This is a genomic window from Nostoc sp. DSM 114161 (assembly GCF_052692665.1).
Genome location: NZ_CP195141.1, coordinates 4048066 through 4067269, shown reverse-complemented (window position 1 = coordinate 4067269; position 19204 = coordinate 4048066). Strand labels below are relative to the sequence as shown.

General features: G+C 42.7%; 16 protein-coding genes. 5 read left to right on the top strand and 11 right to left on the bottom strand.

Annotation, left to right across the window (positions count from 1 at the left end; all coding sequences use genetic code 11):
• Positions 1–137: 137 nt before the first annotated feature.
• The gene (locus NSTC745_RS17690; RefSeq protein ID WP_445638308.1) at positions 138–416 is read right to left on the bottom strand and encodes a Precorrin-3B methylase; all 279 of its coding nucleotides are present in this window, start codon (positions 414–416) and stop codon (positions 138–140) included.
• 632 nt (positions 417–1048) lie between these two features.
• Here NSTC745_RS17690 and NSTC745_RS17685 point away from each other — a divergent pair.
• A complete protein-coding gene (locus NSTC745_RS17685; RefSeq protein ID WP_445638307.1) occupies positions 1049–1657 on the top strand; it encodes a hypothetical protein in 609 nt (202 codons plus the stop codon).
• 210 nt (positions 1658–1867) lie between these two features.
• Here NSTC745_RS17685 and NSTC745_RS17680 read toward each other — a convergent pair whose 3' ends face one another.
• The 7 genes from NSTC745_RS17680 to NSTC745_RS17650 all read right to left on the bottom strand — a co-directional run bounded on the left by NSTC745_RS17680 (position 1868) and on the right by NSTC745_RS17650 (position 9605).
• Positions 1868–2317 carry a tellurite resistance TerB family protein gene (locus NSTC745_RS17680; protein ID WP_190953747.1) on the bottom strand — a complete coding sequence of 150 codons (450 nt, stop codon included), beginning with the start codon at positions 2315–2317 and terminating at the stop codon, positions 1868–1870.
• 303 nt (positions 2318–2620) lie between these two features.
• Positions 2621–4534: a biosynthetic-type acetolactate synthase large subunit gene (gene ilvB / locus NSTC745_RS17675; RefSeq protein ID WP_445638306.1), complete on the bottom strand. Its 1914-nt coding sequence runs from the start codon at positions 4532–4534 to the stop codon at positions 2621–2623.
• Between the two features lie 137 nt (positions 4535–4671).
• Entirely contained in the window at positions 4672–5934 is a 1263-nt protein-coding gene (locus NSTC745_RS17670; protein ID WP_445638305.1) for an MFS transporter, read from the bottom strand.
• 161 nt (positions 5935–6095) lie between these two features.
• Complete coding sequence (locus tag NSTC745_RS17665) at positions 6096–6656, bottom strand: hypothetical protein (RefSeq protein ID WP_445638304.1); 561 nt, start codon at positions 6654–6656, stop codon at positions 6096–6098.
• A 419-nt stretch (positions 6657–7075) separates the two neighbouring features.
• Positions 7076–7417 carry a 4Fe-4S binding protein gene (locus NSTC745_RS17660; RefSeq protein WP_445638303.1) on the bottom strand — a complete coding sequence of 114 codons (342 nt, stop codon included), beginning with the start codon at positions 7415–7417 and terminating at the stop codon, positions 7076–7078.
• Between the two features lie 13 nt (positions 7418–7430).
• The gene (locus NSTC745_RS17655; protein WP_445638302.1) at positions 7431–9101 is read right to left on the bottom strand and encodes an FAD-dependent oxidoreductase; all 1671 of its coding nucleotides are present in this window, start codon (positions 9099–9101) and stop codon (positions 7431–7433) included.
• 345 nt (positions 9102–9446) lie between these two features.
• Positions 9447–9605, bottom strand: a complete 159-nt coding sequence (locus NSTC745_RS17650; protein WP_445638301.1) for a hypothetical protein — start codon at positions 9603–9605, stop codon at positions 9447–9449.
• A 502-nt stretch (positions 9606–10107) separates the two neighbouring features.
• Between NSTC745_RS17650 and NSTC745_RS17645 the strand changes: the two genes are divergently transcribed.
• The 3 genes from NSTC745_RS17645 (at position 10108) to NSTC745_RS17635 (ending at position 11987) form a co-directional block, all read left to right on the top strand.
• Positions 10108–11445: an LLM class flavin-dependent oxidoreductase gene (locus NSTC745_RS17645; RefSeq protein ID WP_445638300.1), complete on the top strand. Its 1338-nt coding sequence runs from the start codon at positions 10108–10110 to the stop codon at positions 11443–11445.
• Positions 11446–11501: 56 nt separating this feature from the next.
• Positions 11502–11684, top strand: a complete 183-nt coding sequence (locus tag NSTC745_RS17640; RefSeq protein WP_445638299.1) for a hypothetical protein — start codon at positions 11502–11504, stop codon at positions 11682–11684.
• Positions 11685–11783: 99 nt separating this feature from the next.
• Complete coding sequence (locus NSTC745_RS17635) at positions 11784–11987, top strand: hypothetical protein (protein ID WP_445638298.1); 204 nt, start codon at positions 11784–11786, stop codon at positions 11985–11987.
• Between the two features lie 173 nt (positions 11988–12160).
• Here NSTC745_RS17635 and NSTC745_RS17630 read toward each other — a convergent pair whose 3' ends face one another.
• From NSTC745_RS17630 to NSTC745_RS17620, 3 genes are all read right to left on the bottom strand, one after another.
• A complete protein-coding gene (locus tag NSTC745_RS17630; RefSeq protein ID WP_445638297.1) occupies positions 12161–13453 on the bottom strand; it encodes a hybrid sensor histidine kinase/response regulator in 1293 nt (430 codons plus the stop codon).
• A complete protein-coding gene (locus tag NSTC745_RS17625; RefSeq protein WP_445638296.1) occupies positions 13450–15885 on the bottom strand; it encodes an ATP-binding protein in 2436 nt (811 codons plus the stop codon). Before NSTC745_RS17625 ends, NSTC745_RS17630 begins: the two co-directional genes overlap by 4 nt.
• 226 nt (positions 15886–16111) lie before the next feature.
• On the bottom strand, positions 16112–18241 hold the full coding sequence (locus NSTC745_RS17620) for a tetratricopeptide repeat protein (protein ID WP_445638295.1): 2130 nt from the start codon (positions 18239–18241) through the stop codon (positions 16112–16114).
• Positions 18242–18442: 201 nt separating this feature from the next.
• Here NSTC745_RS17620 and NSTC745_RS17615 point away from each other — a divergent pair, with 201 nt between their 5' ends.
• Entirely contained in the window at positions 18443–19150 is a 708-nt protein-coding gene (locus NSTC745_RS17615) for a rhomboid family intramembrane serine protease (protein ID WP_445638294.1), read from the top strand.
• Positions 19151–19204 lie beyond the last annotated feature (54 nt).

Sequence of the window (19204 nt, the reverse complement as noted above, 5' to 3'; positions counted from 1 at the left end):
TTTGAATATCAGAGGTTCGTCGCTGAATATCTGAACTTTAAACTTCTAGTTGTAACACTTCCTCATCTCCCCATCTCCCCCTGCCTCCCCTGCCTCCCCTGCTCCCCCTGCCCTCTGCCCCCTGCCCCCTGCCTGAATTAAGAATTGGACTTTTTTGATTTTCGTGCTGACTTTGGTGGCGTTCGGTGTGCGCCAAAGTATTTTTCGCTGCGGTAACGCAACCACACCCGCAACACTTGGGGAATCTGTTCTTTTTGTTCCTTGGTGAGGGTATTGTAAAGGGCTAAGGCGCGATCGCGTTCGCCCCGACAAGCAGCATTGTTATGAGCATCCCAATAGCTGCGGGCTACTCTAATCCGCCGACAGACTTCTTTAATCAGTGCATCTGTGGTAAGTGGAGTATCTTCCTTGGTCATACGCTAAATGCTATAAATTTCTAATTGCATCCTAGCGAGATAAGAAGCAGGATTCCAAATTAGAGTCATATCGCGATCGCTAAATTCAGTTCTTATTGAGGCACTTTCATTCCAACGATCGCATTATACTTTGAGCATCCCTGTTTCATTCTCTACACTCACTGATTCACAGTAATATGTTTTCTAGGAAAACTCCAGTTTTCAAGATGGATCGAGTTTACAATCCACTTCTAGCCCTTGAGGCGATCGCAACTGCCCCCTCAAACAAAATTATTTGATATTTTAAATTAGCAACCTCAAATTAAGGATGGTACATTGGTGAGGCTGCAATTTCACAAGTATTACTCATCTTGCTTTGCAAACACTTCAACTATTAAGTAGAAGGACTAAATTAAACCTAACTCGATCTCGCCGGGTTTCGACTGCGCGGAAGTTGAGCGTAGTCGAAACTCAACCCTCTGAGAATAAGCTTACCGAGCATTGAGCCAAGTCGAAATGCGTCTTCTAAATAATTGTGTCCACCTACTTAGTTGTTGCCCTCGTTCGTTTGAAATTTTTAAGGCTTCCTCAAGTTCGCAGATTTGACACTCCCCGCTTTAAAATTTACATAAAGATGAAATCGAGGCAACGGTGTGAGTACATTTTTATCTAGTGTGGCTGTATTACTTTCTACTTTGGCTTTGGGATGTAGCGGTTATGTAGCTTACGAACTTTTCACACTGCGAGAGACGTTAAACGCCACCAACACTAATACACTAAGCAATAGCACTCCCACTCAAGTACCAAGTCCCACAACTACAACTTCTTCAAAAGAACCAATAGCATCACCATCGCCAGCTACTGCTACTACCTCAGCAATTCAACCCGGCCAATTTGTGCAGCCTGCTTTTGGGAATAAGGCAGAAGTGGAATTACTCTCAGCCAAGCGAATTAAAGATCCACAAACTGGAAACCGTGATGTCATAAATGTGCAAATGCGTATCCGTCGGCTTGCTACAGACGGAGTTGTTGGTAGCGATATCATATCGGTTTCTAGTGCAACAGCCCGTAATCCTGACACTAGCGAAACGTACAAAGGAGTTGCTTTAGATCGCTCAACAGGAAGTGTTTCTTTGTTCCAAGTACGTCCACAAGCCTCCGCAGATGCTTATGTCTGGCTAAGAGTTCCCGATGGTGTCAATAATTTGGACATTTTTGTGCCAGATACAGCCGCATTTAAAAATGTACCAATTTCTTCCTAGCTAAGTAACAGATATTAAATAACTGCTCAAAAGGAAAGTCAGAATACACGCTCCGAGCCTTTATTCTTTCTCTACAACGTGCAAGATTCCCAACTCCTTCAAGAAGTCGGGAATCTGAAAAACTCAAGTCCAACAAAATTATTTCATGCTTTAAATTAGCAACCTCAAATTAATGATGGTAGATGACTGAGGCTGCAATTTCAAGTATGATTACTCCTCTTCTTCCCCGAATATTTCATCTATTAGTTCTTGCGCTCGTTCGTCTGAAATTCTTAAGGCTTCCTGAAGTTCAGAGATATAATCTTGTTCAATTTCCGGTACTTCTTCATCAATACCTACCACTAAAATAGCGGTGATATATGCAGCTTCTCGATAAGCTCTATTTGGTAAAGATTCGATCGCTTGGGCTACTAAGTCTTCAGGTTCTTCTTCATCAATCAAGCTGACGACTTTCTCGGTCAATTCTTCAAAGTCATCATCAGAGTAATCTTCAAATAAGCCAACCTGACTGAGAAATTCACTCAAAGCATATTCTTCTGTAGAAGAAATTCCTTCACCATCAGCAGCTGCGGAAAAAAGTCCAAGAATTGCGATCGCAACTTCTGGTTCTAAAGCAACTGAACTAGCACTACGTCCTTTGGGCAACCTGCGTTGAGGCATAATTATCCTTTAAAAGTTAGGTGATATTTGAGGAAGTAATACCTTACGGTTTATACAGCCTCGTGGGTTTAGAATTCCCAAAAAATTGGGTAAAAATACAAATGGTATCGGTGATTGATATAAATATTTGTTTCACAAAAAATACGCAGAGGACACATTCCTCTGCGTATAAAGACGGCTAAATTTTGGGAGTAGGGAGTAGGGAGTGGGGAGTGGACATTGGGCGTTGGGGGTAAATCATCCCTTTGCCCTCTAATCTTTTTTCACTACTCCCTACTCCCTATTCCCTACTCCCTGCCCCTTTCACAACTTCGTCCCACACTCAGCACAGAAGTTATGGGTAGGAGCATTTTTCGCGTTGCAATGGCTACAATAAACTGGCTCTGCTGGGGCTTTGGGCTGTTGCTTGGGCAAACCGACCATTTGAGCGTTGCTCTTACCAGGGGCTACCATTGGATAACAATTTTCGTCTCTGGTAACGTGGACATTCACAATTACCGGGCCGTTGTGCGCCAGCATTTCGGCGATCGCATCTTTTAATTCGCTCCGATCGCGGATTACCATACCCTTGATTCCGTAGGCTTTTGCCAATAACTCAATGTCTGGCATCCCTACTTCCATGTTTGAGGATGAGTAACGTTCGCCATAGAAGGCTTGCTGCCACTGGCGTACCATTCCTTGCCATCCATTGTTAATAATTAAAGTCTTGACATTTATGCCGTATTGTGCTAACGTCCCAAGCTCTTGTAAGCACATCTGGAAACTAGCATCGCCACTAATACAGATGACTTCTTCATCTGGAAACGCGACTTTCGCGCCCATAGCCGCAGGTAGGCCAAAACCCATCGTTCCTAGACCTGCGCTAGAAATCCAGCGTCTCGGGCCGTTTTTCAAAAATTGTGCTGCCCACATTTGATGTTGTCCGACATCTGTGGTGTAGAAGGCGTTGGGGGCTTGGCGGCTGACTTCGACGATCGCTTCTTGGGGCGAAATGCTGTCGGGATGCTGGGGTACTACTAAAGGATACTCTTCCCGCCAACGGTTAATCTTAGTTAACCACTCTTGGTTTTGATTTGGTGTTGGCTTGATGCCTGTTTCCTTGAAGCGACGCAACAAGTCAATCAGCACGTTTCGCACATCGCCGACGATGGGCACTTCGGGAATGCGGTTTTTGCCGACTTCTGCGGGGTCGATGTCGATGTGAATTACTTTGGCGCGGGAGGCGAATTCGTCTAATTTGCCTGTGACGCGATCGTCAAATCTCGCACCGACGCAAATTAGCAAGTCACAATCGCTAACGGCAAAGTTAGCGTAAGCGGTGCCGTGCATTCCCAACATTCCCAAAGCTAGGGGATGATGTTCGTCAAAGGCGCCGATCCCCATTAAGGTTGTGGTGACGGGGATATTGAATAACTGGGCTAATTGTTTGATTTCTTCGTGGGCACCAGCGGCGATCGCACCTCCACCTACATACAGAAGCGGGCGGCGACTTTCAGTAATTAACTGGATTGCTGCCTGAATTTGTCGGGGATTTCCCTTGACTGTGGGACGATAACCCCGTAACTTAACTGAGCCTGGTTTGACAGGTACATAGTCAAATTCTTCTAAAGCTACATCCTTAGGCACATCAATCAAAACTGGCCCTGGACGCCCCGTGCTAGCGATGTGAAAGGCTTCAGCCACAATTCGCGCCATATCTTTGGGATCGCGCACTACATAGGAGTGCTTCACGATTGGTAGTGTAATCCCATAAATATCGGTTTCTTGAAACGCATCTGTACCGATCGCTGGACGTGAAACCTGTCCCGTGACTACAATCATCGGGATCGAATCCATGTAGGCTGTGGCGATGCCCGTTACCAAGTTAGTTGCTCCTGGCCCAGAAGTGCCAAAGCATACTCCTACTTTACCCGTGGCACGCGCGTAACCGTCCGCAGCGTGGGCTGCACCTTGTTCGTGTCTCACTAAAATGTGCTTAATCGCACCAGTAGCTTCCACTTTGTACAGGTCGTCGTAAATTGGCAGAATCGCCCCACCAGGATAACCAAAAATATACTCAACACCGTGGCGATGAAGGCTGTCAAGCAGAGCAAAACCGCCAGATGCACGTTTGGGCACGACTGGCGGGTTTGAATTACGGGAGTGTTTGTGATTCTCGGTTTGTGGGATACTGATTTGAGAAGGCAATTCTCCAATGGAGACACTTTGTGAACGCACGTTCAAACCTCAGACTATAGCTAAAGTTAATGCTGACTTCTGTAGTTAAGATTTCATTTTAATAGAAAACTTCAATTAAATCCCGATTAATTTAATTTATATATTAAAAATAAAGCCAGACTATTAGCCTACATTACTTAAATTACGTCTTGCAAGACTCTGCGGGTATTTTGCCAAGCCCAAACGCCGACAACTACGACAACAATACTCATGACTACAAGCACCGTTCTCAATCCCAAAGCGTCAGTTAATGGGCCGGTAATTGCTAAAGGTGCAGATAAGGCGATGTTGACAGCATGATTTTGAAAGCCAAATACTTTACCATGCATTGTTGGTGGTGTTTGCTGTTGAATTAAAGTTTGCATAGGCACGCCAATAAAAGCAGCACCGATACCTAAGATTGCACACAGTCCAAGGGCTAGCATTAAATTGTGCGTGAAAGTGAACACTCCTAAAACTAGGGCTATCATCAAAAATCCAATTAAAGGTAAGGGCTTGTGGTGCAATTTATCGCCCCAGTGACCTAAAAGCGCCGCACCAGATACCATACCTACGCCGGCTGCGGCTAAGAAAAAGCCAAACTGTTTTTCTTTGAGACCAAATTCTTCGGCTAATCGAATCGTCAACACCGTTAACGCTGCAAACACACAATATAAGGTTGTCAGTTGCAGCATAGCGTTCAAAACCAAACGATTTTTCTTGAGATAGCGCAGACTCGCGGTAAATTCAGCCCAAGGGTGATTTTCTTGTTGATGTTCCTTTGGTGGTTTGTGTTCTTTAAATTTAATGGGCTGCATAATCCCAGCCGATAATATGTAGAGTCCACCAACCACAAGTTCTTGACCGTATTCTTCACCCATCAAGCTTTTCGCCAAACTCAAAATCGGTTCTCCTATGGCAAAGCCAATAATTAAAGCTCCCATCATGGTGCTGCTAAATAGTGCGTTGGCTGCTAATAAATTTTCTCGCTTCACCAACAAGGGAATAGATGCTTGTTCGGCTGGGGCAAAGAACTGTGTGACTGTGGAAATTGCAAAAGTTAGGATTAAGAGAATCAAAAACTCCCTTGGTAACAAGGGAAGACACAGGGTTAATATTCCACGCACGACATCTGAGCCGACCATAATCAGCTTTTTTGGGAAGCGGTCAACAAAGATACCGCCGGCAGAACCAAACAAAATCGCTGGTATTGTAAACGATAGCATCAAAGTTGAATACATCGAGTTTTGTGCTAACCCAGGAAGCGGTGAGTAGTTCTCCAAGAGAGCAATCATCAAAACAAAGAAGACTTTATCTGCTAGTTGGGAGACTAATTGCCCAATCCACAGCAGCATAAAACCACGGTTTTTTAGCAGTGCGCTAAAGCCATTATTAACAGCGGCAGGTTCTGTTGGAAACATCAGTTACTTTGGGTAGATGGGGCAGTATTGGGCATGGGGCATGGGGCATTGGGCATGGGAGAGAATAAATGCTGACTCCTAACTCTTGTACAGACGCGATTAATCGCGTCTACTCCTAACTCCTCATTCCTAACTCCTGTTTACTTACTCCATTGTCCGGATTAATTTGCTTCATAGCGTTCTAACAGCATACGCAAAAATGCAGCTGCACTCAGATGGCCTTTGGGGGGAAAAATTCCAATGGATGAATCTACCCACCAGCCTTGTACAGTTTCAGGCGATCGCCAAATTGACATATGATCGACTCCTGGTTCTGCATAGAAGTTATTTTGCCCACTACCAAGCAAACTAGAACTCCAATGGGTAAAATAATCATGACTCATCCGATGAATCGGGAAATTCCCCTGTAATGGCACCCCCCATCCATCTATAGCAATAAACGCTTTCACGCGACCACCTAAAAGTTGCCACAAATGTGCTGCCCCTATTGCCCCGACGACGCCAGCACTAAAACTAATAAATATCAGTGGCGATTCTAAAGAGTTGTTGAGGCGATGGCGCAAAAACTCTAAAATGTGCAAAGCGGATAAATTTAAAAAGTCTTTGCCTGGAAAAACGAGTATATTAGCTTGATTTTCCCCAATTAAGCCATCGAACAATCCCGATATAAAGGATTGGGTGAAGGTGCGATCGTGGATTCCAGGGCAAATAATTATACTCATTTATCTTTTGCGTGTTAGCAGCTTGCACAATTATTCATAATTTAAACTTTAGCCGATGGTTTTTGAAGATAGATAAAAGCGCTATCAACTGAGATTGCAGTGATAGCGCTAATTTTTAATGATTTGAGGATTGCGATCGCCATTAATAATAGACTTCTTGCACAAGTCAGGAAAAGGGGAAAGGTAAAAGGGGTGCATGTTTGGTATTTTCGCTTTCCCCTTTCCCCTTTAACCTTTTCCCACAAGAGTGCAAAAAGCAATTGATTGCAAGAGGTCTACTGTACAGTCGAACTGGCTCATTAAGTGATAATGAAACATCGACTCGATCGACAAAGCAAAAAATCCACTCAAGGAACAACCAAGCGATCGCATTCTTCCAAGGTGAAGATAAAATGCGATCGCCTATTAACCTAATAAAATTAACTTTGATAAGGACGCGGCAGTTGGCGTAGTTTATGAGCAGTGTCTAATTCACTATTGTTTTTCCTGCCATATCCCCAACCCAATATGTTACGATATTCGCCCATAATGCCACTTTCAATTAACTCATCCTCATTGACTGCAATCTCAGTGTGAGATTCGGGCGCAACATAAAGCGCATCCGCCGGACAATATGCCTCACACATGAAACAAGTTTGACAGTCTTCCTTCCGAGCAATTACGGGTGGCTGATTGGGGACTGGATCGAAGACATTAGTAGGACAAACTTGAACGCACAGATTACAATTAATGCAAAGTTTATGGCTGACAAGCTCAATCATGATATTGCTCCTACTACAACTTTGATACAACCGGTGGGGTTTGAGTGGTTTGTACTGGTGGTGTAGCGATAGCATCTGTAATCCAATCGCGCCTTACCCAAAGCTTATCTAAGCCGCCTGTGGCTTGATAATACCGCTGATTGGGATCGGTTTGAGGATAGTCCACCCGAATATGTTCGCTACGAGTTTCCGTGCGATGTAAAGCACTAAAATATGCCCATCGCGCGACAGCAGTCAGAGCAACTGCGCGACGAGAAAATTCTATATCCCGCACAGTATCTTGTTTTGGATTCCCTTGTAGTTGCTGCCACAGCGTTTCTAATTTGGCAAGAGAATCAAGAAGTTTCTGTTCAGAACGCAAGTAATTTTTCTCTAACGGGAACATCTGGGCTTGAACGCCCCGCACAATTGCCTCGTTATCGAATGTTTCAGATGTGGGGGAGTTTGAATGCATTCCCACTTGACCAGCTGCACGTGCAACCCGTTCATTTGCAAGTGCGCCCAAACTCTTCGCAAAAGCCGCCGCCCCAACTCCAGCCCATTGTCCTGTAGAAATTGCCCAGGCAGCATTAGGGCCGCCACCACCAGAAGCTAACCCAGCTAAAAACTCCCGCGATGCCGCATCCCCAGCCGCATAAAGTCCAGGCACTTTTGTAGCGCAACTATCATCGATAATCCGAATGCCACCTGTCCCCCTGACTGTCCCTTCTAAAATCAGTGTTACAGGTACTCTTTCTGTATAGGGATCGATGCCAGCCTTTTTATATGGTAGAAAAGCGATGAAATGAGACTTTTCAATTACTGCCTTGACTTCATCTGTGGCTTTATCTAAACGAGCATAAACAGAGCCTTTCATCAGGGCATTAGGGAGAAACGCAGGATCGCGACGACCGTTAATATAACCACCAAGATCGTTACCTGCTTCATCTGAGTAACTAGCCCAGCCAAAGGGAACACCCCTTGTCACTGTGGCATTAAAAGCGGTCGAAATTGCATAGTGATTAGAAGCTTCCATACTAGAGAGTTCGCCGCCAGCTTCTACTGCCATTAGCATTCCATCACCTGTATTAGTGTTGCAACCTAATGCTTTACTCAAGAATGCACAACCGCCATTGGCTAAGACCACTGCACCAGCACGAACGGTATAAGTACGATGATGCTGTCGTTGGACACCTCTTGCCCCTGCCACAGAACCATCTTCAGCCAATAAAAGCTCTAAAGCCGGACTTTGATCGAGAATTTGCACTCCAGAACGCAACAGGTTTTTCCGCATTACCCGCATATATTCAGGGCCATAATAACTCTGACGCACAGATTCCCCATTTTCTTTAGGGAAACGATAGCCCCATTTTTCTACTAGGGGTAAACTAAGCCAAGTTTTTTCGACGACACGCTCAATCCAACGTAAGTTAGCGAGGTCTTTGGCTACGCGATAACGCTCCGATACAACTTTGTCCCAATTCTCTGGAGAAGGAGCCATGATGCCATTACCACTAGCCGCAGCAGCACCGCTTGTACCCAGAAAACCTTTATCAGCAATGATGACTTTGACACCTTGGGATGCAGCTGCCCATGCTGCCCATGCTGCGGCCGGGCCGCCACCAATTACCAGCACGTCAGCACTTAGTTGTAATTCATTTTCTGCGAGCAATTCCTTTTCCTCCTGTTTGGTAGTAATTTTCATACTTTGCTACTTACTGTGAGGGGCTTCTACAGGCAAAAATTTACTGCCTGCATTTTTTGCTAGTAATTCTTCATCAATGCCATCTTCGACAATGAGCTACTAGACTGGCGCGTTCTGCTTATTTGTCTATTAAATTGCGTTAGCTATACCGCAGACTTGCTGCCTTGTCCGACTAATTATGCAGTAGATAGAGTTTGCATAATACTTAAGAGTGCGTACAGCAAATGACAATTAGTATGATACACTAATTATTAGGTTTTCTAACAATAAGTATTGCAAGTTAATTTTCTATCTGGTTGAAACTGCCGTAAAACTTTCCATTAGCAGGGTGTATTCGTTCGATAACTAAGCAACTTTTTGTAAGTGTTGCACGCGAGGGATAACTTCTTGAGCGACTAGCGATCGCGTGCGTTCATAACTAGCATCAATCGGTTCATCTGGCGCATTGAGAGGGCCAAAGTTACTACCCACAGGCGACCAAATACCGTATCGAGGTTCTGACATTCTTGCCTCCTTAAAGAAATGAGGGGCATCTGGCTTGAGTTTCCCTAAAGATGAGTAACTTAATCTCTAATACCCCCTTGTTTTTTATGCTTAACTGTGCAAACCTCATAGTATACTACAGTAAATCAATAGATTTACCGTAATTTATATTGGCTGCAAAATCAACCTTTAGCACCTATTAATAAGGTTCGAGAAAACTATGTCTGAACCACGCTATGGGATTTGGATTGCCGTTTATGGCAACTGCGGCGTAATCAACCATCCTCTTGAGGTGCATTAATGCTAAGAGAGGGGACAGAGAATAGGGAGTGGGTAATAGGGAAAAAATTATGTGCAATTGACCCTGTTGGAACTATTTAAGCCATTTATTCTTTAGAAAAAATTCAGCTTTTTAGTTACGAATTATTTATACAAATTAATCATCAATGTCTCTCATCCTGGATTTCAAAGATTGAGTTTTCAAGGAAGAGTAGCGGATTTAATACTATGATACGGAGGGATAATGAGCAGAACGAAGCAATTAAAACTAGGTGCATTCATGCGCCCGGTAAGCATACACACAGGTGCTTGGCGTTATCCTGGTGCTATACCTGACGCTAATTTTAACTTCCCAGCACTGAAAAAATTCATCCAAAAACTAGAGCAAGGCAAGTTTGATGCATTTTTCATGGCGGATCACCTAGCAGTATTAAATATGCCAATCAACGCGCTCAAGCGCAGCCATACTGTTACTTCTTTTGAGCCTTTCACCTTGCTTTCTGCCCTCGCCACCGTCACCGAACACATCGGATTGGTAGCTACAGCTTCCACAACTTATGACGCGCCTTACCATATCGCTCGCCGCTTTGCATCTCTCGACCACATCAGTGGCGGCCGTGCTGGCTGGAATATTGTCACCACAGCCAATCCAGACGCAGCACTCAACTTTGGTTTACAAGAAGAAATAGAGCATGACGAACGCTACCGACGAGCTAGAGAATTTTATGATGTCGTTACAGGCCTTTGGGATTCCTTTGCTGACGATGCCTTCATTCGAGATGTGGAAGCTGGGATTTATTTCGATCCCGACAAGCTTCACGTTCTGAATCATCAGGGAAAATATCTCTCGGTGCGGGGGCCATTGAACATTGCTAGACCTGTTCAAGGCTGGCCGGTAATCGTTCAGGCGGGCGCATCGGAAGCCGGACGGCAATTAGCCGCCGAAACCGCCGAGGCTGTGTTTGCACCTGCTGGTAATCTGGAGGCTGGCAAGGCTTTATTTGCCGACATCAAAGGACGGGCGCGGGCAATTGGGCGCGACCCAGACAGTATAAAAATTCTTCCAGGTGCTTTAGTCATTGTGGGCGAAACCGTCGCCGAGGCACAAACCAAACGTGTTTATTTAAATAGCTTAGTACATTATGACAGTGGAATCGCCAGCCTAAATAGTGCGCTGGGCTACGATGTTTCGGGTTTCGATCCAGATGGCCCCTTGCCTGAAATCCCACCGACTAACGCTGGTCACTCTTCACGAGAAAGAGTAATAGCCTTAGCACAACGTGAGAACTTGACTATTCGACAGCTAGCGCAACGCGTTGGCAGTTACGGCGGGTTGGCTTTCGTCGGCACGCCCCAAACCATCGCCGATGAAATGGAGCAATGGCTGTTTGAGGAAGGGTCTGACGGCTTTAACATCATGTTCCCTTATCTTCCTGAAGGATTGAACGATTTCGTTGACAAAGTTGTGCCAGAACTCCAACAGCGTGGCATCTTCCGCAAAGAGTATGAGGGTAACACGCTGCGCGAAAATCTCGGATTGCCGCGCCCTGTTAATCGCTTTTTCCAAACTAGTCTGGTGTAAACTGCGATGACTCATCACTACTTCAATCTCATATTGCTAAGTTGCAAAAACATGTTTTGATTGAAGTCGTTTACTTCTTTCTTGATGAGTTCTACTTAAAAACTACAGATACTAATGAATCACAGCGACAGAAACGGCTGACGCTGATTCGTTTAATCCGGAGTATTGATACTAGCTCTTGTAAGGTATTTTTTGATGAGGCTGCGATCGCCGTTAGGGATGTCGTAGGTGTTGCCTAGCAGTATACGCCCAATTAACATGGTTTTCACCGAAGCTAAAAGGCATCTCAGCTTTATGCCTGCTATTGCTGCTGTTTCCTCTGTTAAAAATTTCGATCTATGTCAAACTCAATCGACGCTCAACCATTGCCATGTAAAACTATCTGTAATCACTGTGCCTTTCATGTTTTGGAGGGCGTTGTGCAATGTATTCACCCCGATGAAGCAGGTGTTAATTGCGCTAGTGTAAATTTCTGCAATTCATTCCAACCGATGCAGGAAGTTGATAGTCCTTGTGTGACATACGGCAACGATCCGGAATAAGGGCTGGGCTTGTGGTTAGATGTCGCTAAGAGTGCGATCGATTCATAAAAATTTCCCCATATCGCTTGAGTGGAAAAGAATTCATGATTGCAAAAACTATATCGTCAGTCCAGTTTGGGTTACATTTGGGCTTAATTTTTGTTTGAGTGGCGTTAAGAGTTCGGTTGAATTTATTAGATGGGTAGTTCAATAATAAACTCTATGCCTTCACCTGGGTTGGAATGATATGTGAGCTTGCCATGATGATTATTCACCACAATCTGGTAAGCAATAGATAGACCAAGCCCTGTTCCTTTACCAACGGGTTTTGTTGTGTAAAAGGCATCGAATATTTTTCCTTGGTCTGCTTTGTTTATACCTGGGCCATTGTCGGCAATTCTTAAAATGGCTTGCTCTCCAATTACCTCTGTTTTGATTTTAATTATACCAGGATGTAGAGAAATTTCTTTAAAACTTTTATTTTTATGTGTTTCTTCAATTGCATCGATCGCATTACAAATCAAATTCATAATAACCTGATTAATTTCCCCAGGGAAACATTCAATCAGAGGTAAATTTCCATATTCTTTGATTATTTGGATGGCTGGACGATGAGTATTTGCTTTAAATCGATGTCCGAGAATCAGTAGCGTACTTTCTATTCCTTCATGTAAGTTAGTTAGTTTTTTACCAGCTTCTCTGTGTCGAGAAAAATTGTTTAAAGATGAAACAATTTCTGTAACGCGATTCGTGCCGACTTGCATGGATTGAATAACTTTAAATAAATCATCTAATAAAAAATTAATTTCGCTTTTGTTAATCGCAGTTTTAATTTCTTCTGGTGGTTCCGGCAGATATTTTTGATAGAGATGCAGTAAACTAACTATCTCTTGTACATATTTTTCCACAAAATTTAAGTTGCCAGCTATAAAATTGATGGGATTATTAACTTCATGAGCAATTCCAGCTGTAAGTTGACCTAATGCTGCTACCTTTTCTGCCTGAATCAGTTGAGTTTGAGTCTGTTGTAATTCCGCATTTTTAGCGATTAAGGTTTTCGTCAAATTTCTTAGCTTGAGGTGATTTTCGATCCGCACCAAGACTTCTTCATACTGAAAAGGTTTGGTTATGTAGTCTACAGCTCCCAATTGCAAACCTTTGATTTTATCCGCAGTTTCTGAGAGGGCTGTCATAAAAATCACCGGAATATCTTGGAGACGAGGATTACTTTTTAGCTGTTTGCAGGTTTCAAAACCATCTAATTCAGGCATCATCACATCCAGCAAAATTAGATCGGGTAAATCACCATTTTCTAATCGCCTAAGGGCTTTCTCTCCGCTGCGTGCTGCCCAAACTTCAAAGCTAGACCGATCCAGAAAGCTGGATAAAACTTCTAAATTGGCAGGGTTATCGTCAACGACTAAAACAATTCCCCTAGAAGCAGAGTAATCCATCGAATTTTTTTGGTCTCCAATAGTCGCTTTCATACTGTTTCCACCGCATATTCAGTCAAGAAACTGAGGATTAAATCTTCATCAAATTGCCTTGCTAGTTGCCGTAGTTCGCTAGCAAATAGCGCGAAGGTTGTGTCTGTTTCCTCCAGTCGGTCGGCCCACTTGAGAATGGCATTGAAGTTACCTTTAGTGGCTAGGGTAACTAGTTCTTGCAATACTTCGGGGGAAGGAGGGGTTAATTGAGTAGATTGGGTATTTGCTGTGGTTGCTTGTTTGGTTTTTAGTTCTTCAGGCTGAGACTGCTTGTAAATCCATACCAAATTTAAGAGGCTTTGTAATTGCTGCAATAATTCATCTGCCTGTACAGGTTTGCTGAGGAACTTGTTACCTCCAGCTTGCAGGCTGCGATGTTGGTCGGCTTCAAAAACACTCGCAGAAGAGACGATAATTTTTACATCTTGAGTTTCTGGAGTGTAACGCAGGTGTTGAATCAATTCAAACCCATTCATTTGTGGCATCAGCAAATCTGTGATAATTAAGTCTGGCTTGAGGGCGATCGCTTTTTCTAAACCTTCTTGACCGTTGCTAGCTTCAATTACATTAAAACCCAGTGGTTGGAGTAAGTTTGTAATCACTGTGCGATTTTCCCAGCGATCGTCAACCATCAGGATAGTGTAGGGGCCACCCTCAAAGCCAATGATTTGTTTATCTGATGCAGCGATCGCAGATTTTACCCAATCGCTGGCTTTAGGAATTTCCAATTCAAACCAGAAGCTACTCCCCTGACCAATCTGACTTTGAACGTGGATATCGCTACCCATCATTTGCACTAACTGTCGAGTAATAGCTAAACCTAAACCTGTACCTTCAGCTTGACGCTTTTTCTCACCTACTTGTTCAAATGGCAAGAAAATCTGGCTCAATTGTGCGGGACTTATACCAATTCCTGTGTCTTCGACTGTAAACCGGAGGCGATGTTTCACTGTCTGTTCGTCACTAGGAGGTAGATCGAGGACTTCAACATTGAAAATAACCTCACCCTCATCTGTAAATTTGATGGCATTTCCTAGTAGATTCAATAGTACTTGACGCAATCTTTTGACATCGACGCTAACCGCTGTAGGCAAATTAATCGCGGGTTTATAGACAAACAAAATGTCGTTTTGTTTTGCCCGAATGTGGCAGATTTCGACAATTCCTTGGAGAAAAGAGGGAAAATACACATCCTGCGGGTGCAATTCTAGCTTTTTTGCTTCAATTTTGGAGAGATCCAATATGTCATTAATTAAAGTCAGCAGATGAGAGCCGCATTGTTCGATAATACTGACATGATATTGCTCTTGCTCAGCTAAAGTTGGGGAACGGAGCAAAATTTGGGCACAGCCGAGAATGCCATTCAAAGGCGTTCGCAGTTCGTGACTCATGTTGGCTAAAAATTCGCTTTTAGCATGGTTAGCTGTATCAGCTGCTGCTTTGGACTTTTTTAGTTGAGCTTGTTCAAATGCTTGTACGTTCCATAAGACAGTAATCATAGTAACTGTCAGTCCGCCGACAATTAAGGCAATCAAATCCAGAAATTGCAATCGAGATTCGATATTTTGGCGAGGAATTACCAAAGCCACAGACCAATTAGCTTGTGTTAACGGCAGATAAGCTACATACTTTTGAGTGCCGTCAATTTCCATCAACTCAATTGCCTGTTTTTTGTTTACCATTTGCTGGACGATCGCATTTAAATTGCGATCGCCAATTTTTAGCAGGCTGGGTGCAGGTTTTTCTACCGTTGACATTAATGCCGAGTCAGGATGAACGATGGCCTCTCCTTGGGAATTGAGGGCAAAAGCATAGCTATTCGCGCCGTATTGAAGTGAGTTGACAACCTCTGCAATGCGATCGACTCTGACATTGCCCTGGAAGGTTCCAATTGGCGAACTATGGCTAGCAGAATTAGACCAAATCGGCGTGGCGATCGCAATTAAAGGAATTCCTGTAGAACGGCTAATGAAGGGATCGGAAATGTTGCTCTTTCCTGCAATTGCTTTTTGAAAATAGTCTCGATCCCGAACATTTTTATTTGCTCGACCAACTTTTGTATTGGAATATGAACCGTCTGGGGTAGCTATTTGGAAAAAGAAAAATTCATCGATTCGCTTTACTTCTGTTTTTAAATAGGGTTCTGCCACAGACCAATTTAAGGAGCGTACAGTTGAAGTATTCGCTAGGGTTTCTACCTCCACTTGACGAACGTGTAACCACTCCTCAATTTCATCAACTCCTCTGCGTACTTCTAAAAAAGCACTCTGTCTCAAATCTTTGAGCATCAGATTTCTAGCAGCTTGATAGCTAAAATAAGCAGAGATGCTAACTACAAGAGTAGTACCACCCAGAATAAATCGAATCAATAAATTTCGTGAGGGATGATTTCCTCTATCAAATGCTGATAGCCTGAATTTTTCTTGTATCAAGGGCTAGCTCCTGAATCACATAATTCGGTAAGCAGAATTTCTAGTTATCTTTAGATTGCCCAAGATACTACCGATGCTCACAGATTTTAATAGAATAATTAATAGAGCATATTTGAAATAAATGAAGTACGCGGTTAGGGGCACAACATGTTGTGCCCCTACAATTAATTTTTAATTTTGAATACTTCGACTGCGCTCAGTACAAGTTTTTAATTTTTAATTGTTATTAGGGTGTCGTCTGCGGTGGATTGGTGGAATTAGGAGTTGGGAGAATTGGTACAATTACAGGCTTTGATTTTTGGCTTTGCAATTGAATTTGGGCTTGGTCGCGGGCGTTTATTGCTTGGTGGTAATCAGGCTTATATTTGATCGCTCGATTGTAAGAAGCGATCGCATCTTGATAGCGTTGCAAATTTAATAGAGCATTGCCTTTACTATACCAGCTTTCGTAACTATCTGGTTTATAACGAACTGCTTTATCATAAGATGCGATGGCGTCTTCGTATTTTTGCAAAATATATTGTGAATTCCCCAAGTTATACCAAAGTTGATAATCGTTTTTCTTAAAATTCGCCGCTTTATTATAAGATTCTATTGCAGCGTCATAACGTTGGGTTTGATGCATTGACCAGCCTATATTATACCATGCTTGATAGTTGCTGGGGTTATATTTAATTACTTGGTTAAAAGATTCAATTGCTTCGGGGTAACGCTGTAAATTCATAAGTACATTACCTCTAGACAACCAAGCTTGATAAAAATTTGGCTTGTATTGTACTGCTTTATCATAAGCTGTAAACGCATCTTTGTAGCGTTGTAAATTGACTAAAGCATTCCCCCAATTGTACCAAGCTGAGACGTAATCTGGTTTTAATTCAACAACCTTTTCATAAGCGGCGATCGCTTCACTATATCGTTTGAGATTTTGTAAAGCTAATCCTTTTTTGTACCAAGCTTCAAAATCATCAGATTTAAATTCAATCGCTTTTGTATAAGATTCAATTGCCAGGTCGTATTGTCTTAAATTACCTAAAGCGTCTCCTTTGGCATTCCAGACTTGGGGATTTTGATTATTTAATTCTAAGGCTTTGTTAAAAGAAGCGATCGCATCTTGATATCGTTGTAAATTGTCAAATGCCAAACCTCTTCCTACCCAAGCTTCTAAATAATCTGGCTTGAGTTGAATTGCTTTGTCATACGCCGCTAAAGCATCTTTATATTTTTTCAATTGCGAAAGCGTTTTGCCTTGACCATTCCATGCTTGAGCGTAATCTGGTCTAATATTAACTGCTTTTTCATATACTGCTAATGCTTCTTGATAACGTTGTAAATCAAAAAGTGTATTTCCTTGTTTAGATAATTCTATGGCATTCTTAGAATTAACGTGATTCAAAATCAATATGGATGCTATTCCAGTCACGCCAAACAAAAATATTGCTAATAGCAACTTACCCAATAAACCTTTTTTCGGTTGCGGTTTTTTTATCTTATTTGGTGGCGAAATAGGAGCCAAGGCTATTGTTTCAGCCGGGGGTTGCGTTAACTCTTGCAGCGCTTTTAATGCCACCGTTGCCGAAGGGTAGCGTTGTCGAAAATCATAGCGCACCATTCTATCTAAAAATTGAGCAAATTCTGCCGTTACCGTGGTTTTATCCTGCCAGACAATTTCATTAGTATCGGGATCTTTGACTATTTCTTCAGAAGATAATCCAGTCAGTGCTTGAATAGCAATTATCCCTGTCGCATAGATATCACTGCTTAATTTTGGCGTACCATGAGCTTGTTCGCCAGGAATATATCCAGGCGTCCCGATGGCAACGGTACATTGCGTTGAAGCTTGGGGAGTAATAATTTGGGTAGCAATTTGTTTAACTGCACCAAAATCAATTAAGATTAACTTGCCATCAGTATCCCGTCTAAGAATATTTCGGGGATTCACATCGCGGTGAATTACATTCTGTTGATGGACAAATTCTAAGATTGTCAAAATTTCTTGTAAAAGTGAAATCACTTGGTCTTGACTCCAGGTTTTCGCTGGAATTAATTCTTCACTCAAGTCATGACCTTCAATTAATTCCTGTACGAGATAAAACTCGGCATTTTCTTCAAAATAAGCTAAAAGTTGGGGAATGCGATCGTGAGTCCCTAATTTGTACAGAACTTGAGCTTCTGTATCAAATAAACGCCTCGCCGTTTCCAAAGTTACTGGATCGTTGGCTTGGGGCTTGAGTTTCTTGACCACACATTGAGGCGAACCAGGTAATTGAGTATCATAAGCAACAAAAGTTTCACCAAAACCCCCACCTCCCAAGTTACTAATAATTTGGTATCTTCCAACAAGTGTGTTTCCCAACATCTCGTTTGCCCAGTATAAGTGCGATCTGATTTTGATTTTGCCACAGGTTAAGGGGGAGTGGGGGGCAGGGCAGGTAGGGGAAAAGGTTAAAGGGTAAAGGGAAAAGCGATAAATTTAGCCTTTCCCCCTTACCCCTTTCCCATTCTCCATGCCCAATGCCCAATGCCCAATGACTAATGACCAATAACAAATGACAAATCCATGATTCCTATTAGTGATAATGTTCGTTGTTGGAATAAGCCGATAATTAATTATTGGCTAATTAGTATAAATATTGCCGTGTTTTTATGGGAACTGAAACTAGAATTTAGCGATGAATTGGGCTATTTTGTGAATAGTTGGGGATTGGTTCCTGTCCAGCTTAGTGGAGCGATCGCCAATGCTATTTATTTGAATTTTGCTGCTTGGATAGTTGTAGTTTGGCGTGTATTGTCGCTAATTTTTAGTATATTTTTGCATGGAAGTTTTAGTCAAATATTGGGAAATCTGCTATTTTTATGGGTTTTTGGTAAGACTGTAGAAAATATTCTCGGACATAGGCGCTATCTAGGATTTTACTTAGCGGCTGGCGTTGTGACGGGAGTGGCACAAATTTTAGCCGAACCGAGTTTGAGAGTTCCATTGATTGGTGCAAATGGGGCGATCGCAGCTATTTTAGGAGCCTATATCATCAAGTTTTCTCAAGCCAAAATCTACTCAGTTCTGCCGTTAATAATTTTGTATATACCCCTTGAACTCCCAGCTTTTTTATATATATTATGGTGGTTTGTTCAACAGCTATTTTATGGTATAGGTAGTTTAAATATTCCGCCCGTTGGTGTAAATCAATCTGGTGTTATTTACTGGGGCCAGGTTGTAGGATTGCTCTTTGGTGCGGGTTTCATGCGATTTAGGACGTTTATTAGGTAACCAAATAATTATTAATTCATAATTCATAATTAAAAACGGGTACAATCCCCCACG

Coding starts and splice junctions, on each gene's coding strand:
- NSTC745_RS17630 (WP_445638297.1), bottom strand. CDS start 13,453: ATGAAAGCGACTATTGGAGACCAAAAAAATTCGATGGATTACTCTGCT.
- NSTC745_RS17620 (WP_445638295.1), bottom strand. CDS start 18,241: ATGTTGGGAAACACACTTGTTGGAAGATACCAAATTATTAGTAACTTG.
- NSTC745_RS17660 (WP_445638303.1), bottom strand. CDS start 7,417: ATGATTGAGCTTGTCAGCCATAAACTTTGCATTAATTGTAATCTGTGC.
- NSTC745_RS17670 (WP_445638305.1), bottom strand. CDS start 5,934: ATGTTTCCAACAGAACCTGCCGCTGTTAATAATGGCTTTAGCGCACTG.
- NSTC745_RS17690 (WP_445638308.1), bottom strand. CDS start 416: ATGACCAAGGAAGATACTCCACTTACCACAGATGCACTGATTAAAGAA.
- NSTC745_RS17680 (WP_190953747.1), bottom strand. CDS start 2,317: ATGCCTCAACGCAGGTTGCCCAAAGGACGTAGTGCTAGTTCAGTTGCT.
- NSTC745_RS17635 (WP_445638298.1), top strand. CDS start 11,784: ATGTCAAACTCAATCGACGCTCAACCATTGCCATGTAAAACTATCTGT.
- NSTC745_RS17665 (WP_445638304.1), bottom strand. CDS start 6,656: ATGAGTATAATTATTTGCCCTGGAATCCACGATCGCACCTTCACCCAA.
- NSTC745_RS17655 (WP_445638302.1), bottom strand. CDS start 9,101: ATGAAAATTACTACCAAACAGGAGGAAAAGGAATTGCTCGCAGAAAAT.
- NSTC745_RS17645 (WP_445638300.1), top strand. CDS start 10,108: ATGAGCAGAACGAAGCAATTAAAACTAGGTGCATTCATGCGCCCGGTA.
- NSTC745_RS17615 (WP_445638294.1), top strand. CDS start 18,443: ATGATTCCTATTAGTGATAATGTTCGTTGTTGGAATAAGCCGATAATT.
- NSTC745_RS17650 (WP_445638301.1), bottom strand. CDS start 9,605: ATGTCAGAACCTCGATACGGTATTTGGTCGCCTGTGGGTAGTAACTTT.